This is a genomic window from uncultured Tateyamaria sp. (assembly GCF_947503385.1).
In the GTDB taxonomy this organism is placed as follows: Bacteria; Pseudomonadota; Alphaproteobacteria; order Rhodobacterales; family Rhodobacteraceae; genus Tateyamaria.
On record NZ_CANNDO010000007.1, the window covers coordinates 94,598 to 112,790 of the forward strand.

Genomic DNA, 18,193 nt, shown 5'->3' on the forward strand with positions numbered 1-18,193 from the left:
ACTTGGTCTGTGCCGCACGCGTGGTGATGACGGCACCGCGGTTGCGGCAGGCATCGGTTGCGCACAGCTTGATCGTCGAAGCGGAAACCGCGGATTGGCATCGCCGGACTTATGGAGAGCTGCACCCGCATTTCGGGGATGGCACATTGGCCGGAGCCGCACGCAACGGCGACATGGCCGAAGAGCGTACGGTTTGCGATGCCGAGTTTGCGTCCGCCCTGATGGTCGTATTGCAAACCATCCTGCGGCGCAGCACCCGGCAAGGATCGCGAGAGTGAATGAGGTCCATCACGGGTTTGCGTTTGGCGAATAGCTCTTATGTAGGGTAAGAGAGCCGCGAAAGGACCTGTCATGGCTGATCTCAGAACGAACATCACATCGGTAGATCCCGTTTGGGACCAAATCACCGAAGAAGCGCGTCAGGCTGTCACTGACGAGCCGCTGGTTGGCGGGTTTGTCCACGCCTGCATTCTGCATCACAAATCCTTGGACAAGGCTTTGTCGTATCGGGTGTCTGCCAAACTGGCATCGAACGAAATGTCGATGGTGGTTGTGCGAGAGATTGTTGAGGAAGCCTATGCGGCCGATCCGCGTCTGATCGAGGCGGCGCGCGCCGACCTTGTGGCGGTGTATGAGCGTGATCCTGCGTGCCACAGGCTGTTGCAGCCGGTGCTGTACTTCAAAGGGTATCAGGCGATGCAGGCATACCGCATCGCGCATTACCTTTGGTCGAACGGGCACAAGGATCTTGCCTATTTCTTCCAGATGCGGGCGTCGGAGATCTTTGGGATCGACATCCACCCGGCTGCAAAAATCGGCAAAGGGATAATGATCGACCACGCCCATTCCATCGTCATCGGCGAAACGGCTGTGGTGGGTGACAATGTGTCGATGCTGCATTCTGTGACGCTGGGCGGCACGGGCAAGGAGGATGAGGACAGGCATCCTAAGATCGGCGATGGTGTCCTGATCGGTGCGGGCGCGAAGGTGCTGGGCAACATCAAGGTTGGCAATTGCAGCCGCATCGCCGCAGGGTCCGTGGTACTTGAAGAGGTGCCGCCATGCAAAACAGTTGCGGGCATCCCCGCACGGATCGTCGGAGAAGCGGGGTGTGATCAGCCGTCGGTATCGATGAACCACATGCTGGGCAAAGACGTCTAAAATCCTATTTCATAAATAAACAAGGCCGGAGCACCGCTCCGGCCTTTTTTGTGTTTGTAGCGTCTGAATCAGGCCAGCATGGACATCGGGTTTTCCAGATTGTCCTTGATGGCATTCAGCAGGTTCGCGCCGAGCGCGCCGTCGATCACGCGGTGGTCGACGGACAGGGTGGTCGACATGACGGTGGCCACCGTAACCTCGCCATCCGCGCCCACCACGGGTTTTTTCACACCGGCGCCGACCGCAAGGATGGCTGCATGGGGCGGGTTTATGATGGCGTCGAAATTGTCGATGCCAAACATGCCGAGGTTCGAGATGGCAAAGCTGCCCCCCTGATACTCGTGCGGCGCAAGTTTGCGGTCGCGGGCTCGGGTGGCAAGGTCCTTCATCTCGGTCGACAGCGCTGAGAGCGACTTCATCTCGGCATCCTTGAGCACTGGCGTGAACAGTCCGCCCTCAATGGCCACGGCGACAGCCACGTCGGAGGCTTTCATCGACAGCATTTTGTCGCCGGCCCAAACGGCGTTGGCATCTGGCACTTGTTGCAGCGCAAGTGCGCAGGCCTTGATGATGAAGTCGTTGACCGACAGTTTTACGCTCCGGGCCTCGAGCGTTTTGTTTAGCTGTGCGCGGAAGGCGAGCAAGGCGTCAAGCTGGATATCCTTGCGCAGGTAGAAATGCGGGACAGACTGTTTTGCTTCGGTAAGACGTGCGGCAATGGTTTTGCGCATCCCGTCAAGGCTGACCTCTTCGTAATCGCGGCCTTCGTACATCTTGGCAACCATGTCGCTGGATGGGCCGGCGGCCATGGCTGCGGCCTTTGGGGCCTCGGCAGTGGCGGCTGCGGGTTTGGCGGCTGGTGCGGCTTCGGCCTTTTCGACGTCCGCCTTGACAATACGGCCATGGGGACCAGAGCCCTTGATGGCCGCAAGGTCGAGACCCTTTTGTGCGGCGATGCGGCGGGCAAGGGGAGAAGCAAAGATGCGTTGGCCGTCCTTGGCAGGGGCGGCCTGAGCGGGTGCCGGCGCGTCTTCGGACGCTTTTGCTTCCTCATCCGCCGAAGACGGCGCGGGAGCGGCGGATGAGGCACCTATGTCATCGGCGCTTTCGCCGTCTTCGAGCAGCACGGCGATGGCAGTGTTGACCTTTACGCCTTCGGTGCCCTCGGCAATCAGGATCTTGCCGACGACGCCTTCATCCACGGCTTCGAATTCCATGGTGGCCTTGTCGGTCTCGATCTCGGCCAGCAGGTCGCCGGAGGTGACGGTGTCGCCTTCTTTGACCAGCCATTTGGCGAGCGTGCCTTCTTCCATCGTCGGAGAGAGCGCGGGCATGAGAATTTCGATGGGCATGTCTCGGGCTCCTTACCGATAGGTGACTTGTTTCACGGCTTCGACCACTTCGGCGGTGGTGATCAGGGCGTGTTTTTCGAGGTTGGCGGCGTAGGGCATCGGCACGTCCTTGCCGGTGCAGTTGATCACGGGTGCGTCGAGATAATCGAACGCCTCTTGCATGATGACCGTGCTGAGATAGCCGCCGACCGACCCCTGGGGCCAACCTTCTTCGACGGTCACGCAGCGGTTTGTCTTCATGACAGAGTTGATCACGGTGCCGGTGTCCATGGGGCGGATCGTACGCAGGTCGATGACCTCAGCGCTGATCCCGTCCTCCGCCAGCTTATCCGCCGCTTCAAGCGCGTATTGCATCCCGATGCCAAAGGAGACGATCGTCACATCCGTGCCTTCGCGCCAGATACGCGCTTTGCCGAAGGGAATTGTGAAATCGTCCATGTCCGGCACGTCGAACGTGCGGCCATAGAGGATCTCGTTTTCCAGAAAACAGACCGGGTTGTTGTCGCGGATCGCCGTTTTCATCAGACCTTTGGCGTCGGCCGCCGAATAGGGCATCACGACCTTGAGGCCCGGCACCTGCATGTACCAAGCGGCGTAGTCCTGAGAGTGCTGGGCACCGACGCGGGCGGCAGCACCGTTGGGGCCACGGAAAACCATGGGCGCGCCCATCTGGCCACCGGACATATAAAGCGTTTTGGCCGCCGAATTGATGATGTGGTCAATCGCCTGCATGGCAAAGTTCCACGTCATAAACTCAACGATCGGGCGCAGGCCACCGAAGGCTGCACCAACACCGATCCCGGCAAAGCCGTGTTCCGTAATGGGCGTGTCAATCACCCGGCGGGACCCGAACTCGTCCAGCAAGCCCTGGGACACTTTGTAGGCACCCTGATATTCGGCAACCTCTTCGCCCATCAGGAACACGGTGTCGTCGGCGCGCATCTCTTCGGCCATGGCATCGCGGATCGCTTCGCGCACGGTCTGTTCTTTCATTGCCGTGCCCTCTGGGTAGTCGGGGCTGAGATCGACGGATGGCGCCACGGGTGGCTCGGAGGGTGTGGCTGCGGTGGCGGGTGCGGACGCCTTGCCTTCTTCGCCGGACAGGGCCGCGGGGGCAGGGGCGCTGGATGTTTCGATATCATCCGCGCTTTCGCCTTCCTCGATCAGGACGGCGATGGGCGTGTTGACCTTGACCCCTTCGGTGCCTTCGGAGACGAGGATTTTGCCGACCACGCCTTCGTCCACGGCTTCGAATTCCATGGTGGCCTTGTCGGTTTCGATCTCGGCCATGATGTCACCAGACGATACCGTGTCGCCCTCTTTCACCAGCCATTTTGCAAGCGTACCTTCCTCCATCGTCGGGGAAAGCGCGGGCATCAGAATTTCAATTGCCATTGGTTGGTCTCCCCCTTCAAGCGTTCTGCGGCGCGGTGTCGCCAGCGTAAATGTCGGTCCAAAGCTCTTCGAGCGCGGGCTCGGGGCTTTCCTTGGCGAACTCGGCTGAGGCGTTCACGATATCCTTAATTTCCTTGTCGATGGCCTTGAGATCATCTTCGGTTGCGTGCTTGCCGGTGAGCAGCATGGAACGGACCGCCTCGATCGGGTCACGTTCGTCGCGCATCTTCTGCACTTCCTCGCGGGTCCGGTATTTGGCCGGGTCGGACATGGAGTGGCCGCGGTAGCGATAGGTTTTGATTTCCAGAATATAAGGCCCTTTGCCCGCGCGGCAGTGGGCGACGGCCTTTTGACCGGCTTCCTTGACCGCCAGCACGTCCATGCCGTCCACCTCTTCGCCCGGAATGCCGTAGGCGGCGCCGCGTTCCCAATAGGAGGGCGATTTGGTCGAGCGTTTGGTCGAGGTGCCCATGGCGTATTGGTTGTTCTCGATCACAAAGATCACCGGCAGCATCCACAGCTCGGCCATGTTGTAGGCCTCGTAAACCTGACCCTGGTTGGCCGCACCGTCCCCGAAATAGGTAAAGGTCACGCGGTCATTGCCCTTGTACATGTCGGAAAACGCAAGGCCCGCGCCCAGCGGCACCTGTGCGGCAACGATCCCGTGGCCACCATAAAAATGTTTCTCCTTGGAGAACATATGCATGGAGCCGCCTTTGCCTTTGGAATATCCGCCCTCGCGGCCCGTCAGCTCGGCCATCACACCATTGGCGTCCATGCCGCACGCCAGCATGTGGCCGTGATCGCGGTAGGAGGTGATGCGCTTGTCGCCGTCTTCGGCCGCGGCCTCGAGACCGACAACCACAGCTTCCTGTCCGATGTAGAGGTGACAAAAGCCACCGATCAGGCCCATGCCATAAAGCTGGCCCGCCTTTTCTTCGAAACGGCGGATGAGCAGCATGTCACGGTAATAGCCCTTGAGCTCATCCGCGGACACGTTCGGTTTCTTGGTGGCTTTGCGCGCGGCCATGTCAGCGCCTCCTCCTGATAAGTAGTTTAGCGTTAAACTATCTGTTACAGGATTCTTGCAATCCATGCGAGTGGCAATCTGCCGCAAGGTCATCCGGGCACAAGCGCACTCTGTTCGAATGCCATTCGTATCTGATTTATGCGTTGGAAATCAGCACTTTGGCCCAGCCACGCTGGGATGCATGTCTGCTATGACGGGGAATGAATTGGGATGAGGGGAGGTGTATCAGCCGCTTTGAATACGTAGGCGTATCGGCACCTGCCGCGCAAGCTGTTCAGCGGATCACGATTTCGTCGCTGCGCAACATGCCAAGGATGCTGCGGGCCTGCTCGTCCAGCAGATCCAGATCGAGATAGGCGTCAGACAGCCGCTGGGTGAGGTTTTCCATCTGTGCGACATCGGCCTGCACGCGCGCCAGCTGTTCGGTCATCACGCGCGCTTCGGCTTCGATTTCGGCGCGGCGGAACAGGCCGTAATCCCCCTGCACCGCAGCAAAAGTGAAATAGATGCCAAGCGCGAAGGAGATTGCGAAAAATACAAGTGTGCCGACGGGGGCGCGTTTGGTGCGGGTCATATGCTCTGCCTGTGTGGGGCCTCTGACGGGCCGCCTTTGGCAGAGTATGACATAAGTGATTCGTTTTGTGAATCCCCATTGATCCAAAAAGCGCAGGTTTTTCAGTGTTTTCCCATCATTTGCGCTGCAATCCGCGTGGTGATGCCACGGGGCGAGATGCGGGGCAGAAAGGCAAAGACTTTGTTCAACGCGCCCGGCACCACGATCCGCTGCCCGATACGTGCCTGCAACCAGCCCAGTTCGGCCACCTGTGCGGCGTCCATGGGCTTGGCCATTTTGAGCAGGCGCACGCCGTCCATATCCGCCTCGTCAAAGAAGTTGGTGGCCGTGGCGCCGGGGCACAAGGCGGTGATGGTGACGTTTGTGCCGCGCAGTTCTTCGGCGACAGCTTCGGACAGCGACAGCACATATGCCTTGGTCGCGTGATACACCGCCATGTTGGGGCCGGGCGTAAAGCTGGCGACAGAAGCGACGTTCAGGATGCGCGCCTTGGGCAGGGCGGTCATATGGGGGACCGCCAGCTTCATCAGCCGGGTCAAGGCCAGCATATTGACGTTGATCGAACTGAGTTCACGCGTCCAACCCTGTCCGTCCGCGAACGGGCCGTTGTAGCCAAGGCCCGAATTGTTGACGAGCACGTCAATCTCACGCCCGTCGCTGGCCTCGGACCACAGGCGTTCGACCTCGTCCATCTGGGACAGGTCGGCGGGGATGACGATAACGTCGACGGCGTCCGAACGCAATTCGGTCGCGACGGCGTCCAGCTTGTCCTTGGAGCGCGCGGCAAGGATCAGGTTGCGGCCTTCCTTGGCAGCGATCCGCGCAAATTCGACGCCCAAACCTTCGGATGCTCCTGTGATCAACGTATATGCGGCCATGTCTTTCCCCCCATCAGTGTTCGGTCACATATGGGGCGTTTGCCGCGCCATCCAACAGGGCAGGTGATTATTGCGACAGTGCCGCGACGCCGGGCAGTTCCTTGCCTTCCATCCACTCAAGGAACGCGCCCCCTGCGGTGGAGATGTAGGTAAAGTCATCGGCGACGCCCGCCTGATTGAGCGCGGCAACCGTATCGCCGCCACCCGCGACCGTGATCAATGTACCGCTTTTTGTGGCCTGTGCCGCGGCTTGTGCTGCGGTGACGGTGGCCATGTCGAATGGCGGGATTTCAAATGCGCCCAGCGGGCCATTCCAGATCAGCGTGGCCAGACCCGCGATGATTTGAGCGATTTCGGATGCCGCAGCGTCCCCGGCATCCAGCACCATCTGGTCATCCTCCAATACGGTGTCTGGACCCAATGCCACAGTGTCGTGGTCCGCACCGGCGGCGAATTCTCGCGCGACGCGTCCGTCTTTTGGCAACACCACGCGACACCCCGCCGTCTCTGCCGCGGCAAGGATGTCGCGCGCGGTGTCATGCAGGTCCGCCTCTTGCAGCGATGCGCCCAGTTGCGCGCCTTGGGCGGCAAGGAAGGTGTTGGCCATGCCTCCGCCAATGATCAGCACGTCGAGTTTGCGAACGAGGTTTTGCAGCAGGTCGAGCTTGGTCGACACTTTGGCCCCGCCCACCACCGCACCCACGGGGCGTTTGGGGTTGGACAGCGCTGCCTCAAGAGCGGACAGTTCGGCCTGCATGAGCCGTCCTGCGCAGGATGGCAGCACATGCGCCACGCCCGTGGTCGAGGCATGGGCCCGGTGCGCGGCGGAAAACGCGTCGTTGCAATAGATGTCGCCCAAAGAGGCTAGGAATTGCGCCATTTGCGGATCGTTTGCCTCTTCCATCGGGGAAAAGCGGGTGTTTTCCACAAGGATGATTGCGTCGCCGGGCTGCGCGTCGATCCAGTCGCGGCTGGGCCGTTCAACAAAGGTGACGGGCGCGCCAAAGGCAGCCTCCAGTGCAGGCACCAGACGGCTGAGCGACAGGTCGGGGTTCGGTTGTCCCTTGGGACGTCCGAAATGGGCCAGCAGCACCGGGCTGCCACCGCTTGCGCGGATGTCGCGGACGGTGGGCACGATGCGGTCAATGCGGGTGGCGTCCGTCACGGTATCGCCGTCCATGGGCACGTTGATGTCGACACGGGTCAGCACGCGTTTGCCCGCCAGATCCATATCATCCAGTGTTTTCCAACCCATGTTCCCGCGTCCTCTTTGCTGATGATGCGCCTTGCATTGCGCCAAACGGCTTGCGCGTCAATGCGTGACTTGTCCCATGCGCGGCATCCGCTTAGGAAGGGGGTCAAAGAGACTGACAAGGATGGCAGACATGGCCGACATCAAAGACCCCGAAAACACGATCCTGATGGAGCTCAAGGCGGGCACTGTCACCATCGAATTGCTGCCCGACGTGGCGCCCAAACATGTGGAGCGCATGAAGGAACTGGCGCGCGGGGGCGAGTATGACAACGTGGCCTTTCACCGTGTGATCGACGGCTTCATGGCGCAAACCGGCGACGTGCAGCATGGCGACATGGAAGACGGATTCAACATTCGCATGGCGGGCACAGGCGGATCGGACAAGCCCGATCTGCCCGCCGAGTTTTCCAAACTGCCCCACGACCGGGGCACCATTGGCGCAGCCCGGTCGGCCAATCCCGACAGTGCCAACAGCCAGTTTTTCATCAACTTTTCCGACAACAATTTCCTGAACGGTCAATACACGGTCTATGGCCGGGTGACCTCAGGGATGGAGCATGTCGATGCGATCACGCGCGGCGAGCCACCTGCCGAACCGGACCGGATGATCAGCGTCAAGGTGGCTGCGGATGTGGTGTAAACTTGCCGCTGCTCTGGTGATCGCGGCGGGACCCGCCGCGGCCACCGGGATCGAGATTACGGTCGCGGGCGAGGGGGCCAATGGCGTTATCGCCATCGACCTGTTCGAAGACGTGGCCCCCGGACATGCGCGTCAGATCACGTCGCTGGCGGCAGCTGGCGCGTATGACAATGTCGCGTTTCACCGGGTGATCCCCGGCTTTATGGCTCAGACCGGCGATGTCCAATTCGGTGTTGTCGGTGACGGGTACACCGCCCGGCGGGTGGGAACCGGCAAATCCGATTTGCCGAACCTGACGCAGGAGTTCTCGGCCATCCCCTTTGATGCCGGTGTTGTTGGCATGGCGCGGTCGTCACAGGTGGACAGCGCCAACAGTCAGTTCTTTATCATGTTCGAGCCGGGCTATTTTCTGAACAACCAATACACTGTTGTCGGACGGGTCACTGCCGGTCAGGACGTCGTGAACGCGATCAAAAAGGGCAACCGCGATTCCGGTGCCATCACGGGCGCGCCGGACCGCATGGTGACGGTCTCTGTGACGGAATAGCGCGCAATCAGGATTGCGGGTCCGCCCCGTTTGGGGCTGGCCCGGACCGTGTCAGCCAACCAAGGCCCGCGCTGATCAGTGCAAGTGCCGCCGCGACCCATGCCAATCCGCTGAACGCTGACGTCATGGCTGCGGGGTGTCCGGCTGTGTCGCTTTCGATGCCAAAGCTCGCCGTGCCGCCCGCCGCCGAATAGAGCGCCGCGGCAAGGCCGCCCGCAGCCGCGACAGAAATCAGTCCCGCCATCCGCGTCACCGCATTGTTGACCCCGGACGCGGTGCCGGATTGTTGTTCGTCAACCGCGCCCATCACCGCCGTCGACAGCGGTGCGGCCACCGCCGCCATGCCAAGGCCCACCAGACACATTGCGGGCAGGATGTGGCCCCAGAAATTCTGCTCTGGCGCAAGGATCGCCATCATCGCGTAGCCAGCCGCCACCACCAGTGAGCCCGCGCACAACAGCGGCGCGGGGCCGATCCTGTCTGCCAGTTTTCCTGCCGATGCCGAAAATGCCGCGATGAACACGGACATTGGTGCAAAGGCAGCCGCAGCCTCAATCTCACGGAGCCCCCATCCAGCGATGAACGTCATCGGCATAAAAAAGAACATGAGCGACAATGCGGAATACAGTGTAAAGCTCATGGCGTTGGCGGCCCAGAACGGGCGCACGGCAAAAAGCGTCAGGGGCATCATGGGCTGGGCGCTGCGCGCTTGGGTCCACAAAAACAGAACCAGCATCCCGCTCCCCGCCGCCAGCCAACCCACTGCTGCCGATCCGTGATGAAGGCTCGTCAGGCCCCACGCAATCGCCAGCAGGGCCAGCGTTGCCGTCACTGCGCCCGGCACATCTACGCGCGCGTCGGCTTTGGTCGGGTCGTCGCCCAGATTGCGAAACAACAGGATCAGCGCCAGCCCGCCCAGCGGCAGGTTGATTGCAAAAATCCAGCGCCACATCTCGGGTCCGCCAACGGTCAGCACAAGCCCGCCAATGATCGGCCCGGCGGCGGTCGTCACCGCAGAGGCAGCGGCCCAGATGCCAATGGCCCGTCCGCGGCTGTCGCGCGGGTATGCCCGCGCAATGAGGGCCAGCGATCCCGGCACCATGATGGCCGCCCCGATGCCCTGCACAGCGCGGGACACAATCATGAAAAGCGGTGTAGGGGCCAACGCGCAAAACAGCGATGCCACCACAAACAGCGCGATGCCGAGGCAAAAGACACGGCCCAACCCGAACCGATCCCCCATTGCGCCACCGACGAGGATCAGGGCTGACAAGGTGAGCATGTAGGCGTTGTGGATCCACTGCGCCTCAACCAGATCCGCGCCAAGGCTGTTGCGCATCGCGGGCAAGGCGATGGCAACGACATGGCCGTCAATCAAGCCGATCGACGTGGCCAGAACGGCGGCCAGCATGATGAAGGGGCGCGCGCCTTCGGTGCAAAAGCCGGAATGAAAAACGGGCGCCGCAGAGGTCTGGGGCGCCCGTTGATCGGTCATATCCGGGATTGGATTATTCGGGTTTGGGTGCGCCGGGCGCGCCCTTGTTGCCAGAGTTCAGCGGATCGTCCTGACGCTGGACAGAGCCTTCGAAATGGGCGCCGCTTTCGATGGCGATGGTCTTATGGATGATGTCGCCTTCGACGCGGGCGGTCGAGGTCAGGCGCACCTTGAGGCCGCGCACGCGGCCCACGATGCGGCCATTGATCACGACGTCATCTGCGATGACTTCGCCCTTGATCGTGGCGCTTTCGCCGATGGTCAGCAGGTGGGCGCGAATGTCGCCTTCCACGGTCCCTTCGACCTGAACGTCGCCGGTGGTTTTCATATTGCCCGTGACATGCAGGTCCGCAGACAGGATCGAGGCGGGCGGCTTGGCTTTGGGCGCGCTGGCCTTGAATTCGCTTTGCGGTGCCGGTTTGGACGACGGGGCAGGGGCCGAAGACGCAGGCGCGGCTGGCTTGCCACCCTCTGTTGCGGGCCCGGGTTCGTTGATTTTGCTCTTAGAAAACATCGTTTGCTGCCTTGATATAGATCATCGGGTTGACGGCTTTGCCACCGACACGGACTTCGTAGTGCAGATGCACGCCGGTCACCCGTCCGGAGGCTCCCATATCACCAATCCGATCCCCGCGCGAGACCTTTTGCCCAACTTTCACGCGCAGGCGCGACAGGTGGGCGTAGCGGGTTTCGATGCCGAATTCGTGCTGGATCTTGACCAGACGACCATAGCCGGATTGCCAGCCCGCGTGGGTCACAACACCGTCAGCGGTGGCATAAAGCGGTGTGCCGAGGCTGGCGGCGAAATCGACGCCCTTGTGCATCCGCCGCCCGCCTGTCTTGGGGTCACGCCGGAAGCCGAACGAGGAGGTGAAGCGGAACGCATCCTTGACTGGGGTCGCAAACGGCGCCTTTTGCGCGGCGATCCGGTAGAGGTTCAGCTTGTCCATCTGGTTCAGAATGCGGTTGGCGCGCAGCGTGTCGGGGCTGGGCTCTTCGCCGCGGGTCGAGAAGCTGAGCGGGGTCAGCGGGCCACCCTGACCGGAATAGCCACGGCGCACCTGTTCGATGATCCGGTCTGTGGGCATTCCTGCGGCGCGGAACATCTTGTCCAGTGGCGCGACGGAGACGGTCATCGCCTCTTCAAGCTGGCGGAAAATCTGGTCGTTCTGCTCTTTCATCAGGGCGATTTGTGTCGCCATCTCATCGGCGGCCAGAAGGGCAGTCTGAGCGTCCTCGACCACCTGATCGCGTTCCGCGGCAGTCTGTGCCAGCGCTTCGGCCACGAAATCCATCGGTGCGCCACCGCCAGCGGCGGCCAGTGCCGTTTCGCCGTCGCCCTGCTGTTCGAGGGCTGCGACCTGCGACCGGGCCGCCTCGCGTTCCTGCATGGTGTCGCGCAGCGTGGTCTGAATCACTTCGATCCCGGTTTCCAGTTCGCGGCGGCGGGTCTCGGAGGCCAGCAGTTCAGACTGCATGACCGAGATTTGTTCCAGCGCCGCGTTAAAGCGTTGCTGTGCGGCCAGCGCCTCTTCGGCGCGGGCGTCGCGTTGACCGGCCAGATCGTTCAGGCGCGCCTGATAGGTGCGCTGGTCCCGCTTCGCCTGTTCGCGAAAGTTGCCGGCACCGATGCTGTCCATCAACAAAATAGCGGTCGCGACAATGGCCCAGGCCACCACAAACGAGCTGCCCGCAAAGGCGATCAGCTGCGTTGCAGGGCGCAATCGAATGAATCGGGTGTCATTGTCGGACTTCAGAAAAACACGGCGTTCTGGAAAGTATTTTTCCAGCAACGCATGTATTTTGATCTCTAGGCGTGTGCGCAACAGCCTGATCCCCTGTCTCGTCCCAGTTTTGGCGCGCCCGTCCCCCAACACGACGCCTTGAGGCGTGTGTCTAAGGTGCCTGCAAGATGGGGGCAACCCTCCTGGGGATAAGTGTGCACCAGAGGTGCAGAAAAGACTCACATCGGCGGGACTTTGCTTACATCTCAATACGGTGACGGATGGCGTTAGTCCGCAACCGCAAGCGGCCAGTAGAAATCCGGCGGCAGTCCGGCCTCGGCCCGCTTTTCCTCGTTAAACGGAGGTTTGAGGGGGCTGTGGAAATAGGTCTGCACCAATGCGTGAAACGCCTCTTTGGGGTCGCGATTCTCGCGGCCGCACAGAAAGTGGAACCATTTGGAGCCGTAGGCGACATGCGCCACTTCTTCGGCATAGATCGTTTCAAGCGCTTCGACGGCCTGATCGGCACCGGCCTTGCGAAACACCGCGATCATGCCGGGTGTCACGTCAAGGCCGCGCGCCTCAAGTACCATGGGCACAACGGCGAGACGCCCCATGAAATCGGTTGCCGTGTCTTCGGCGGCGCGCCACATGCCCGCATGGGCGGGCATTGCGCCATAGTGGCTGTCCATTGCTTCAAGACAGTCGCACATCAGGTTGAAATGTTTGGATTCTTCGTCAGCCGCCTTGACCCAGTCGTCGTAAAATCCGGTGGGCATGGGCACGTGCGCAAAGCGCGCGATGATGTCCCAGTGCAGGTCCACCGCGTTCAGTTCGATATGCGCCACCGCGTGCAGCAACGCGGTGCGCCCCTGCGGTGAGCCGGGCCGGCGGCGCGGCACGTCACGCGGGCTGAGCAGTTCTGGCGCTGCGGGGCGCGCGGGATGATCCGGCGGGCGGGCAGCGCCCACCTCCGGCGTCTCGCCTGCGGCGCGCGCGGCCTGCCATTCGGCGGCATAGCGCCGCGACAGGGCTGTTTTTTCCCGGCCATCGGCGGTGCGCAGCACCGCGTCGGCCATCTGCGCCAGTGGCAGCACCTAGAGCGCCTGCACGGCGGCCAGCACCGCCTCGGCATGGCCGGGCACCTTGACCTTGGGCCAGACCATGGCGATGTCGCCATTGGCGTCGATCAGAAATGTCGTGCGTTCGATCCCCATGTACTTTTTGCCGTACATGTTTTTTTCCTTCCACACGCCGTAGTCTTCGCAGACCGTCCCGTTTTCGTCCGACAGCAACGGCACGGTCAGGTTCTTTTTGGTGGCGAACTTGGCGTGGCTGGCCACGGAATCCTTGGACACGCCGAACACTTTTGCGCCCGCCGCTTCGAACGCGGAGAGGTGTTCGGAAAAGGCGATTGATTCCTTCGTGCAGCCGGGGGTGTCGTCGCGTGGGTAAAAATACAGCACGACCGGACCACCTTTGAGCGCGGACAAGGTCACCTCTGTGCCGTCGCCCTGCGGCAGGGTGAAATCGGGGGCGGGGCTGGCGATATCAAGCATGTCTGGGCCTTTTCGTCCTACTGTGAAAGTTGTGACTGGCATGATAGGGCTGGGCGGACAAGAATAAAGGTATGAGCAGCGCGGATCCCCCCTCTGACGTCCCAAAGCGGCGGCGCAAAGGCCTGTGGCGACGTCACGGGTTGCCCAGCCTGTTGTTCTCGCTGTTTTTCGCTGCTGTGATCGGTCTGGCGCTTTATGTCCTGATGGGGCGGCCCATCGCGGCGCCGGAATGGCTGCGCGACCGGATCGAGGCGGAGGTGGCCGCCGGGATCGACGATGCGACGCTCACCTTTGATACGCTGAATTTCGTGGTTGAGGATGCGCGGTATCCGCGCGTGCGCATGACGAATGTGCGGGTTCTGTCGCCCAGCGGGGCCGAGATCGTCGGATTTGCCGAAATGCGCGCGGGCCTGTCGATGACGGCCTTGCTGTCGGGGCGTATTCTGGTGAACGAGATCGATCTGAGCGGGGTGTTTGCGAACCTGCGCCGACAAGAGGACGGGTCGGTTGTGCTGTCGGGCGGCTATGACCTGACCGCCCCCGCAGAGCAGGCGGCGAATCTGGGTGCGTTGATCGAACGGATCGACACGCTGATCGAACGGCCCGCGCTCGCGGCGCTGCGCGACGCAGAGGTGCAGGCCCTGACCCTGCGGCTGGAAGATGCGCGCACCGGGCGTGCCTGGACCGTGGACGGGGGCCGGTTGCGGGCCGTCCGCGCGGGCGACACGCTGCGGCTGACCTCGGACCTTGCGCTGCTCAGCGGCGGGCAGGGGGTCGCCACGTTGCAGGCCAATTACGAAAGTCTGATCGGGTCGACCGCCGCCCAATTCGGCGTGACGCTCAGCGATGTGGCGGCAGGTGACATCGCCACGATCGCGACTCCGTTTGCGTGGCTGGACGTGCTGCGCGCGCCCATTTCGGGCGCGATGCGGGGGGGGGTGGGCGAAGACGGTGCGCTGGCACCGCTATCGGTGACATTTTCCATAGGTGAGGGGGTCATTCAGCCCACGGATGCCACGCGGCCTGTGCCCTTTTCTGCGGCGCGGTCCTATTTCAATTACGACCCGGCCACCGGCGTGATGCGCTTTGACGAACTGTCTGTGGAGAGCGACTGGATCACGGCGCGGATCGACGGGCAAGCGGCGCTGAATGTGACCGACGCGGGCACGCTCGACGATCTGGTGGGGCAATTTTCGGCCACGACGCTGACGGCGAACCCGGCGGAGTTATATGCCGCGCCGATATCCATGGATGCGGCAGACATGGATTTCCGCCTGTCGCTGGCGCCCTTTACGCTCGAAATCGGGCAGGCCCTGTTTGTGGATCAGGGGCAGGCGCTGCTGGCCCGTGGTATGCTGGTCGCAGAGGAGGACGGCTGGCGCTACAGTCTTGATGCGCAGATGGACGGGCTGGCCCCGGACCGGCTGTTCAGCCTCTGGCCCAAAGCCTTTGCCCCCAAAGTGCGCGACTGGGTTGTGGACAATCTCATCGCGGGCGAGATGCGGGATATCGACGTGGTTCTGCGCGATGGTCCGAATGCGGCGCCTGACGTCTATTTCAGCTTTGCCTATGACGCAGCCGAGGTGCGGTATGTGAAGACCCTGCCGCCCGTCACCGGGGCGCAAGGCACTGCAAACATGCTCAACAACCGGTTTGTCGTGTCGGTGGATCAGGGGCAGGTCATCGCCCCCGAGGGCGGGGCCATTGATGTGGCGGGGTCGTCCTTCATCATTCCGGATGTGACGGTCAAAGGTGGCGCGCCAGCGGTGATCCGGCTCCAGACGCGTGGCAGTGTCACGGCGGCGCTGTCGATGCTGGACCAACCGCCATTCGAGGTGATGACACGTGCGGGCCTCGCACCCGGCCTTGCCGATGGTCAGTTGCAGGCGGCGGGCACTCTTTCGCTGCCGCTGCAAAAGGGGATTACGACGGCTGACGTGCTCTATTCTGCGACGGGCACGGCCCGTGCGGTGCGCAGCACATCACTGATCGAGGGGCGCACAATCTTGGCGGATGTGCTGCGCGTGACCGCCGATCCGTCCTTGGTGGAGGTGTCGGGGCCGGGGACCCTCGACGGGGTGCCGTTTGACGTGGTTTGGGCGCAACCGCTGGGCGACGGGCCGCAGGCCAGCACGGTGCGCGGCCAGATTGAGCTTTCGGCGGCGGCGGTGGACGCCTTTGACATCGGATTGCCGCCGGGCATGGTCAGCGGGCGCGGTACCGGAGATTTGTCTGTGGACCTGCCTGCGGGGGGCGGCACACCCGCCTTTGCGCTGGCCACGGATTTGCGCGGGGTTGGACTGTCATCGCCGCCATTGGGGTGGCGCAAGGCACCCGGCACACCGGGTACGTTGCGGCTGAGCGGCGCGCTGGGACCCACGCCGCGGGTGGACGAACTGGTTCTGGACGCGCCGGGTCTCAGCGCGCGGGGCAACATCACGCTCACCCCGGCGGGCGGGTTGGACCGCGCCCGCTTTTCCGAAGTGCGCGTGGGCAATTGGCTGCGTGCCCCGGTTGATCTGGTCGGGCGCGGGGCGAACCGCCCGCCATCGGTGGCAGTGCGCGGCGGCACGCTCGATCTCAGAGAGGCGGATTTCGGCGGCTCGGACAGTGGCGGCGCGCAGGGGGGCGGGCCACTGGCGTTGTCGCTGGATCGGCTTCAGATCACGGATGCCATCGCGCTCGACAATATGCGCGGGGAATTCAGCATGGCGCAGGGCATTGATGGGCGGTTCACCGCGCGCGTCAACGGCGGCGCACCGGTCGAAGGACAGATCCTGCCGCAGAACGGGCGCAGTGCCATCCGGGTCCGGGCCTCAGATGCGGGGGCGGTGTTTGCCTCTGCCGGGCTTTTGAAACAGGCGCGGGGCGGGGACATGTCGCTGACCCTGCTGCCCGTTGGCGCGGCCAGCTTTGATGGCACGCTGGAGGTGCGCAACACGCGGGTGCAGGACGCGCCCGCCATCGCAGCACTGCTCAATGCGCTGAGTATTGTAGGCCTGCTGGAACAGGCAGGCGGTAATGGCATTCATTTTCAGGAGGTCGATGCCGCCTTTCGCATCACGCCCACGACCATGGCGCTGACACGCGCCAGTGCTGTGGGACCGTCCATGGGGCTGTCGATGGACGGCATATATGATGTGTCCAATTCGCGGCTGGACATGCAGGGCGTGATTTCACCGATTTATCTGCTAAATGGCATCGGAAGTATCTTTACCCGCCGGGGCGAGGGGCTGATCGGCTTTAACTATCGCCTGCGCGGTCCCGTTGCCGACCCGCAGGTCAGTGTGAACCCGCTGTCGGCCTTTACCCCCGGCATGTTCCGCGAGATTTTCCGCGCCCCTGCGCCCGATCTGCCGGAGGTCGAAGGCACAGCCCCCCCCGCCACCACGCCCGAAGCCTTTGTCGCCGAACCTCAAGAGACCGGCGAGACTGCGGCGGAACGTCGCCTGCGCGAACGGAACGATGCCCGTGACGAGCGGTGATTGGACCGCTAGAGGCGGCACATGCATCTGACTGATTTTGATTTCGACCTGCCCGAAGACCTGATCGCAACGCGGCCTGCGGTGCCACGGTCCTCGGCGCGGCTGCTGGTGGGGGCGGGCGACGCGATCCATGACCAGCGGGTCACGGATTTGGTGGAGTGGCTGAACCCCGGCGATCTTCTGGTCCTGAACGACACCCGCGTGATCCCGGCGCGCCTGTCAGGCACGCGGACGCGGCGCAGCGCGCAAGGTGAGACTGCCGCACGGATCGAGGCCACGCTGCTGGAGCCGCGCGCCGACGGCACATGGGGCGCGCTGCTGAAGCCGCTCAAGAAGGTAAAGCTGGGGGAGTCCGTTGTCTTTTCAGACGACCTCAATGCCGTGCTCGAAGGTATCGCGGACGGTCAGGGGCATTTGCGGTTCAATCTGGCGGGCGAGGATTTTGATGCGGCACTGGCGCAGGCAGGGGCGATGCCGCTGCCGCCCTATATTGCCGCCAAACGTCCTGCGGATGCGCAGGACAAGACGGATTACCAGACCGTCTGGGCCCGCAACAGCGGCGCCGTGGCGGCGCCGACGGCCTCGCTACATTTTGACGATGCGCTTCTGACCGCGCTGGAGGCGCGCGGTGTGCAGCGCACGTTCGTGACGTTGCACGTGGGGGCGGGAACGTTCCTGCCGGTCAAGGTGGATGACGTCACACAGCACAAGATGCACGCCGAATGGGGCCGCGTGAGCGCGGATGCCGCGCAGGCCATCGCCGGTGCCAAGGCCGCCGGTCACCGCGTCATCCCCGTTGGCACCACTGCGCTGCGCCTGATCGAAACGATGGGCCGTGATGTCGGGCTGGCCCCGTGGGAGGGGGACACGGATATCTTTATCTATCCGGGGTTCGAATTCACCGTGGCGGACGGGCTGATGACCAATTTCCACTTGCCCAAGTCAACGCTGATGATGCTGGTGGCCGCCCTGATGGGGCAGGAGCGCATCGCGCGCATATATGATCACGCTGTTGCACAGCGCTACCGGTTCTTTTCTTACGGGGATGCATCGCTCTTGCTGCCGTGACACGCGTGCGTCGAAATCGACATGTGCCGT

The 18,193-nt window shown here is 62.7% G+C and carries 17 protein-coding genes; 6 read left to right on the top strand and 11 right to left on the bottom strand.

The window, feature by feature from the left end; genetic code table 11:
- Positions 1-26: 26 nt before the first annotated feature.
- Entirely contained in the window at positions 27-278 is a 252-nt protein-coding gene (locus tag Q1A85_RS18875) for a hypothetical protein (protein WP_299693223.1), read from the top strand.
- A 73-nt stretch (positions 279-351) separates the two neighbouring features.
- Positions 352-1,161, top strand: a complete 810-nt coding sequence (gene cysE / locus Q1A85_RS18880) for a serine O-acetyltransferase (RefSeq protein WP_299693227.1) — start codon at positions 352-354, stop codon at positions 1,159-1,161.
- A gap of 68 nt (positions 1,162-1,229) precedes the next feature.
- On the opposite strand, the gene Q1A85_RS18885 is transcribed toward cysE, so the two are convergent.
- From Q1A85_RS18885 to Q1A85_RS18910, 6 genes are all read right to left on the bottom strand, one after another.
- Entirely contained in the window at positions 1,230-2,513 is a 1,284-nt protein-coding gene (locus Q1A85_RS18885; protein ID WP_299693231.1) for a pyruvate dehydrogenase complex dihydrolipoamide acetyltransferase, read from the bottom strand.
- Positions 2,514-2,525: 12 nt separating this feature from the next.
- A complete protein-coding gene (locus tag Q1A85_RS18890; RefSeq protein WP_299693234.1) occupies positions 2,526-3,908 on the bottom strand; it encodes a pyruvate dehydrogenase complex E1 component subunit beta in 1,383 nt (460 codons plus the stop codon).
- Positions 3,909-3,924: 16 nt separating this feature from the next.
- Positions 3,925-4,938: a pyruvate dehydrogenase (acetyl-transferring) E1 component subunit alpha gene (pdhA, locus tag Q1A85_RS18895; protein ID WP_299693237.1), complete on the bottom strand. Its 1,014-nt coding sequence runs from the start codon at positions 4,936-4,938 to the stop codon at positions 3,925-3,927.
- A gap of 274 nt (positions 4,939-5,212) precedes the next feature.
- Complete coding sequence (locus tag Q1A85_RS18900) at positions 5,213-5,512, bottom strand: septum formation initiator family protein (protein ID WP_299693239.1); 300 nt, start codon at positions 5,510-5,512, stop codon at positions 5,213-5,215.
- A gap of 101 nt (positions 5,513-5,613) precedes the next feature.
- Positions 5,614-6,390 (bottom strand): SDR family oxidoreductase, encoded by a 777-nt coding sequence (locus Q1A85_RS18905; protein WP_299693242.1) that lies wholly within the window; start codon positions 6,388-6,390, stop codon positions 5,614-5,616.
- A 67-nt stretch (positions 6,391-6,457) separates the two neighbouring features.
- Positions 6,458-7,645, bottom strand: coding sequence for a phosphoglycerate kinase (locus Q1A85_RS18910; RefSeq protein WP_299693245.1), 1,188 nt, complete (start codon positions 7,643-7,645; stop codon positions 6,458-6,460).
- 130 nt (positions 7,646-7,775) lie between these two features.
- Between Q1A85_RS18910 and Q1A85_RS18915 the strand changes: the two genes are divergently transcribed.
- Complete coding sequence (locus tag Q1A85_RS18915) at positions 7,776-8,285, top strand: peptidylprolyl isomerase (RefSeq protein WP_299693247.1); 510 nt, start codon at positions 7,776-7,778, stop codon at positions 8,283-8,285.
- On the top strand, positions 8,275-8,832 hold the full coding sequence (locus Q1A85_RS18920) for a peptidylprolyl isomerase (RefSeq protein WP_299693250.1): 558 nt from the start codon (positions 8,275-8,277) through the stop codon (positions 8,830-8,832). The genes Q1A85_RS18915 and Q1A85_RS18920 overlap by 11 nt, the downstream gene beginning before the upstream one ends.
- Positions 8,833-8,839: 7 nt before the next feature.
- Here the strand turns inward: Q1A85_RS18920 and Q1A85_RS18925 are convergent, their stop codons facing one another.
- The 5 genes from Q1A85_RS18925 to bcp all read right to left on the bottom strand — a co-directional run bounded on the left by Q1A85_RS18925 (position 8,840) and on the right by bcp (position 13,610).
- Positions 8,840-10,327 carry an MFS transporter gene (locus Q1A85_RS18925; protein WP_299693253.1) on the bottom strand — a complete coding sequence of 496 codons (1,488 nt, stop codon included), beginning with the start codon at positions 10,325-10,327 and terminating at the stop codon, positions 8,840-8,842.
- A 13-nt stretch (positions 10,328-10,340) separates the two neighbouring features.
- A complete protein-coding gene (locus Q1A85_RS18930; protein WP_299693255.1) occupies positions 10,341-10,841 on the bottom strand; it encodes a polymer-forming cytoskeletal protein in 501 nt (166 codons plus the stop codon).
- Positions 10,831-12,153, bottom strand: a complete 1,323-nt coding sequence (locus Q1A85_RS18935; RefSeq protein ID WP_299693257.1) for a M23 family metallopeptidase — start codon at positions 12,151-12,153, stop codon at positions 10,831-10,833. The genes Q1A85_RS18930 and Q1A85_RS18935 overlap by 11 nt, the downstream gene beginning before the upstream one ends.
- A gap of 185 nt (positions 12,154-12,338) precedes the next feature.
- Positions 12,339-13,148 carry a ferritin-like domain-containing protein gene (locus Q1A85_RS18940; RefSeq protein ID WP_299693259.1) on the bottom strand — a complete coding sequence of 270 codons (810 nt, stop codon included), beginning with the start codon at positions 13,146-13,148 and terminating at the stop codon, positions 12,339-12,341.
- Positions 13,149-13,610, bottom strand: a complete 462-nt coding sequence (gene bcp, locus Q1A85_RS18945; protein WP_299693261.1) for a thioredoxin-dependent thiol peroxidase — start codon at positions 13,608-13,610, stop codon at positions 13,149-13,151.
- A 71-nt stretch (positions 13,611-13,681) separates the two neighbouring features.
- Here bcp and Q1A85_RS18950 point away from each other — a divergent pair, with 71 nt between their 5' ends.
- Both Q1A85_RS18950 and queA read left to right on the top strand, forming a co-directional pair.
- Complete coding sequence (locus tag Q1A85_RS18950; protein ID WP_299693264.1) at positions 13,682-17,095, top strand: DUF3971 domain-containing protein; 3,414 nt, start codon at positions 13,682-13,684, stop codon at positions 17,093-17,095.
- 21 nt (positions 17,096-17,116) lie between these two features.
- Positions 17,117-18,163 (top strand): tRNA preQ1(34) S-adenosylmethionine ribosyltransferase-isomerase QueA, encoded by a 1,047-nt coding sequence (queA, locus tag Q1A85_RS18955; protein WP_299693266.1) that lies wholly within the window; start codon positions 17,117-17,119, stop codon positions 18,161-18,163.
- Positions 18,164-18,193 lie beyond the last annotated feature (30 nt).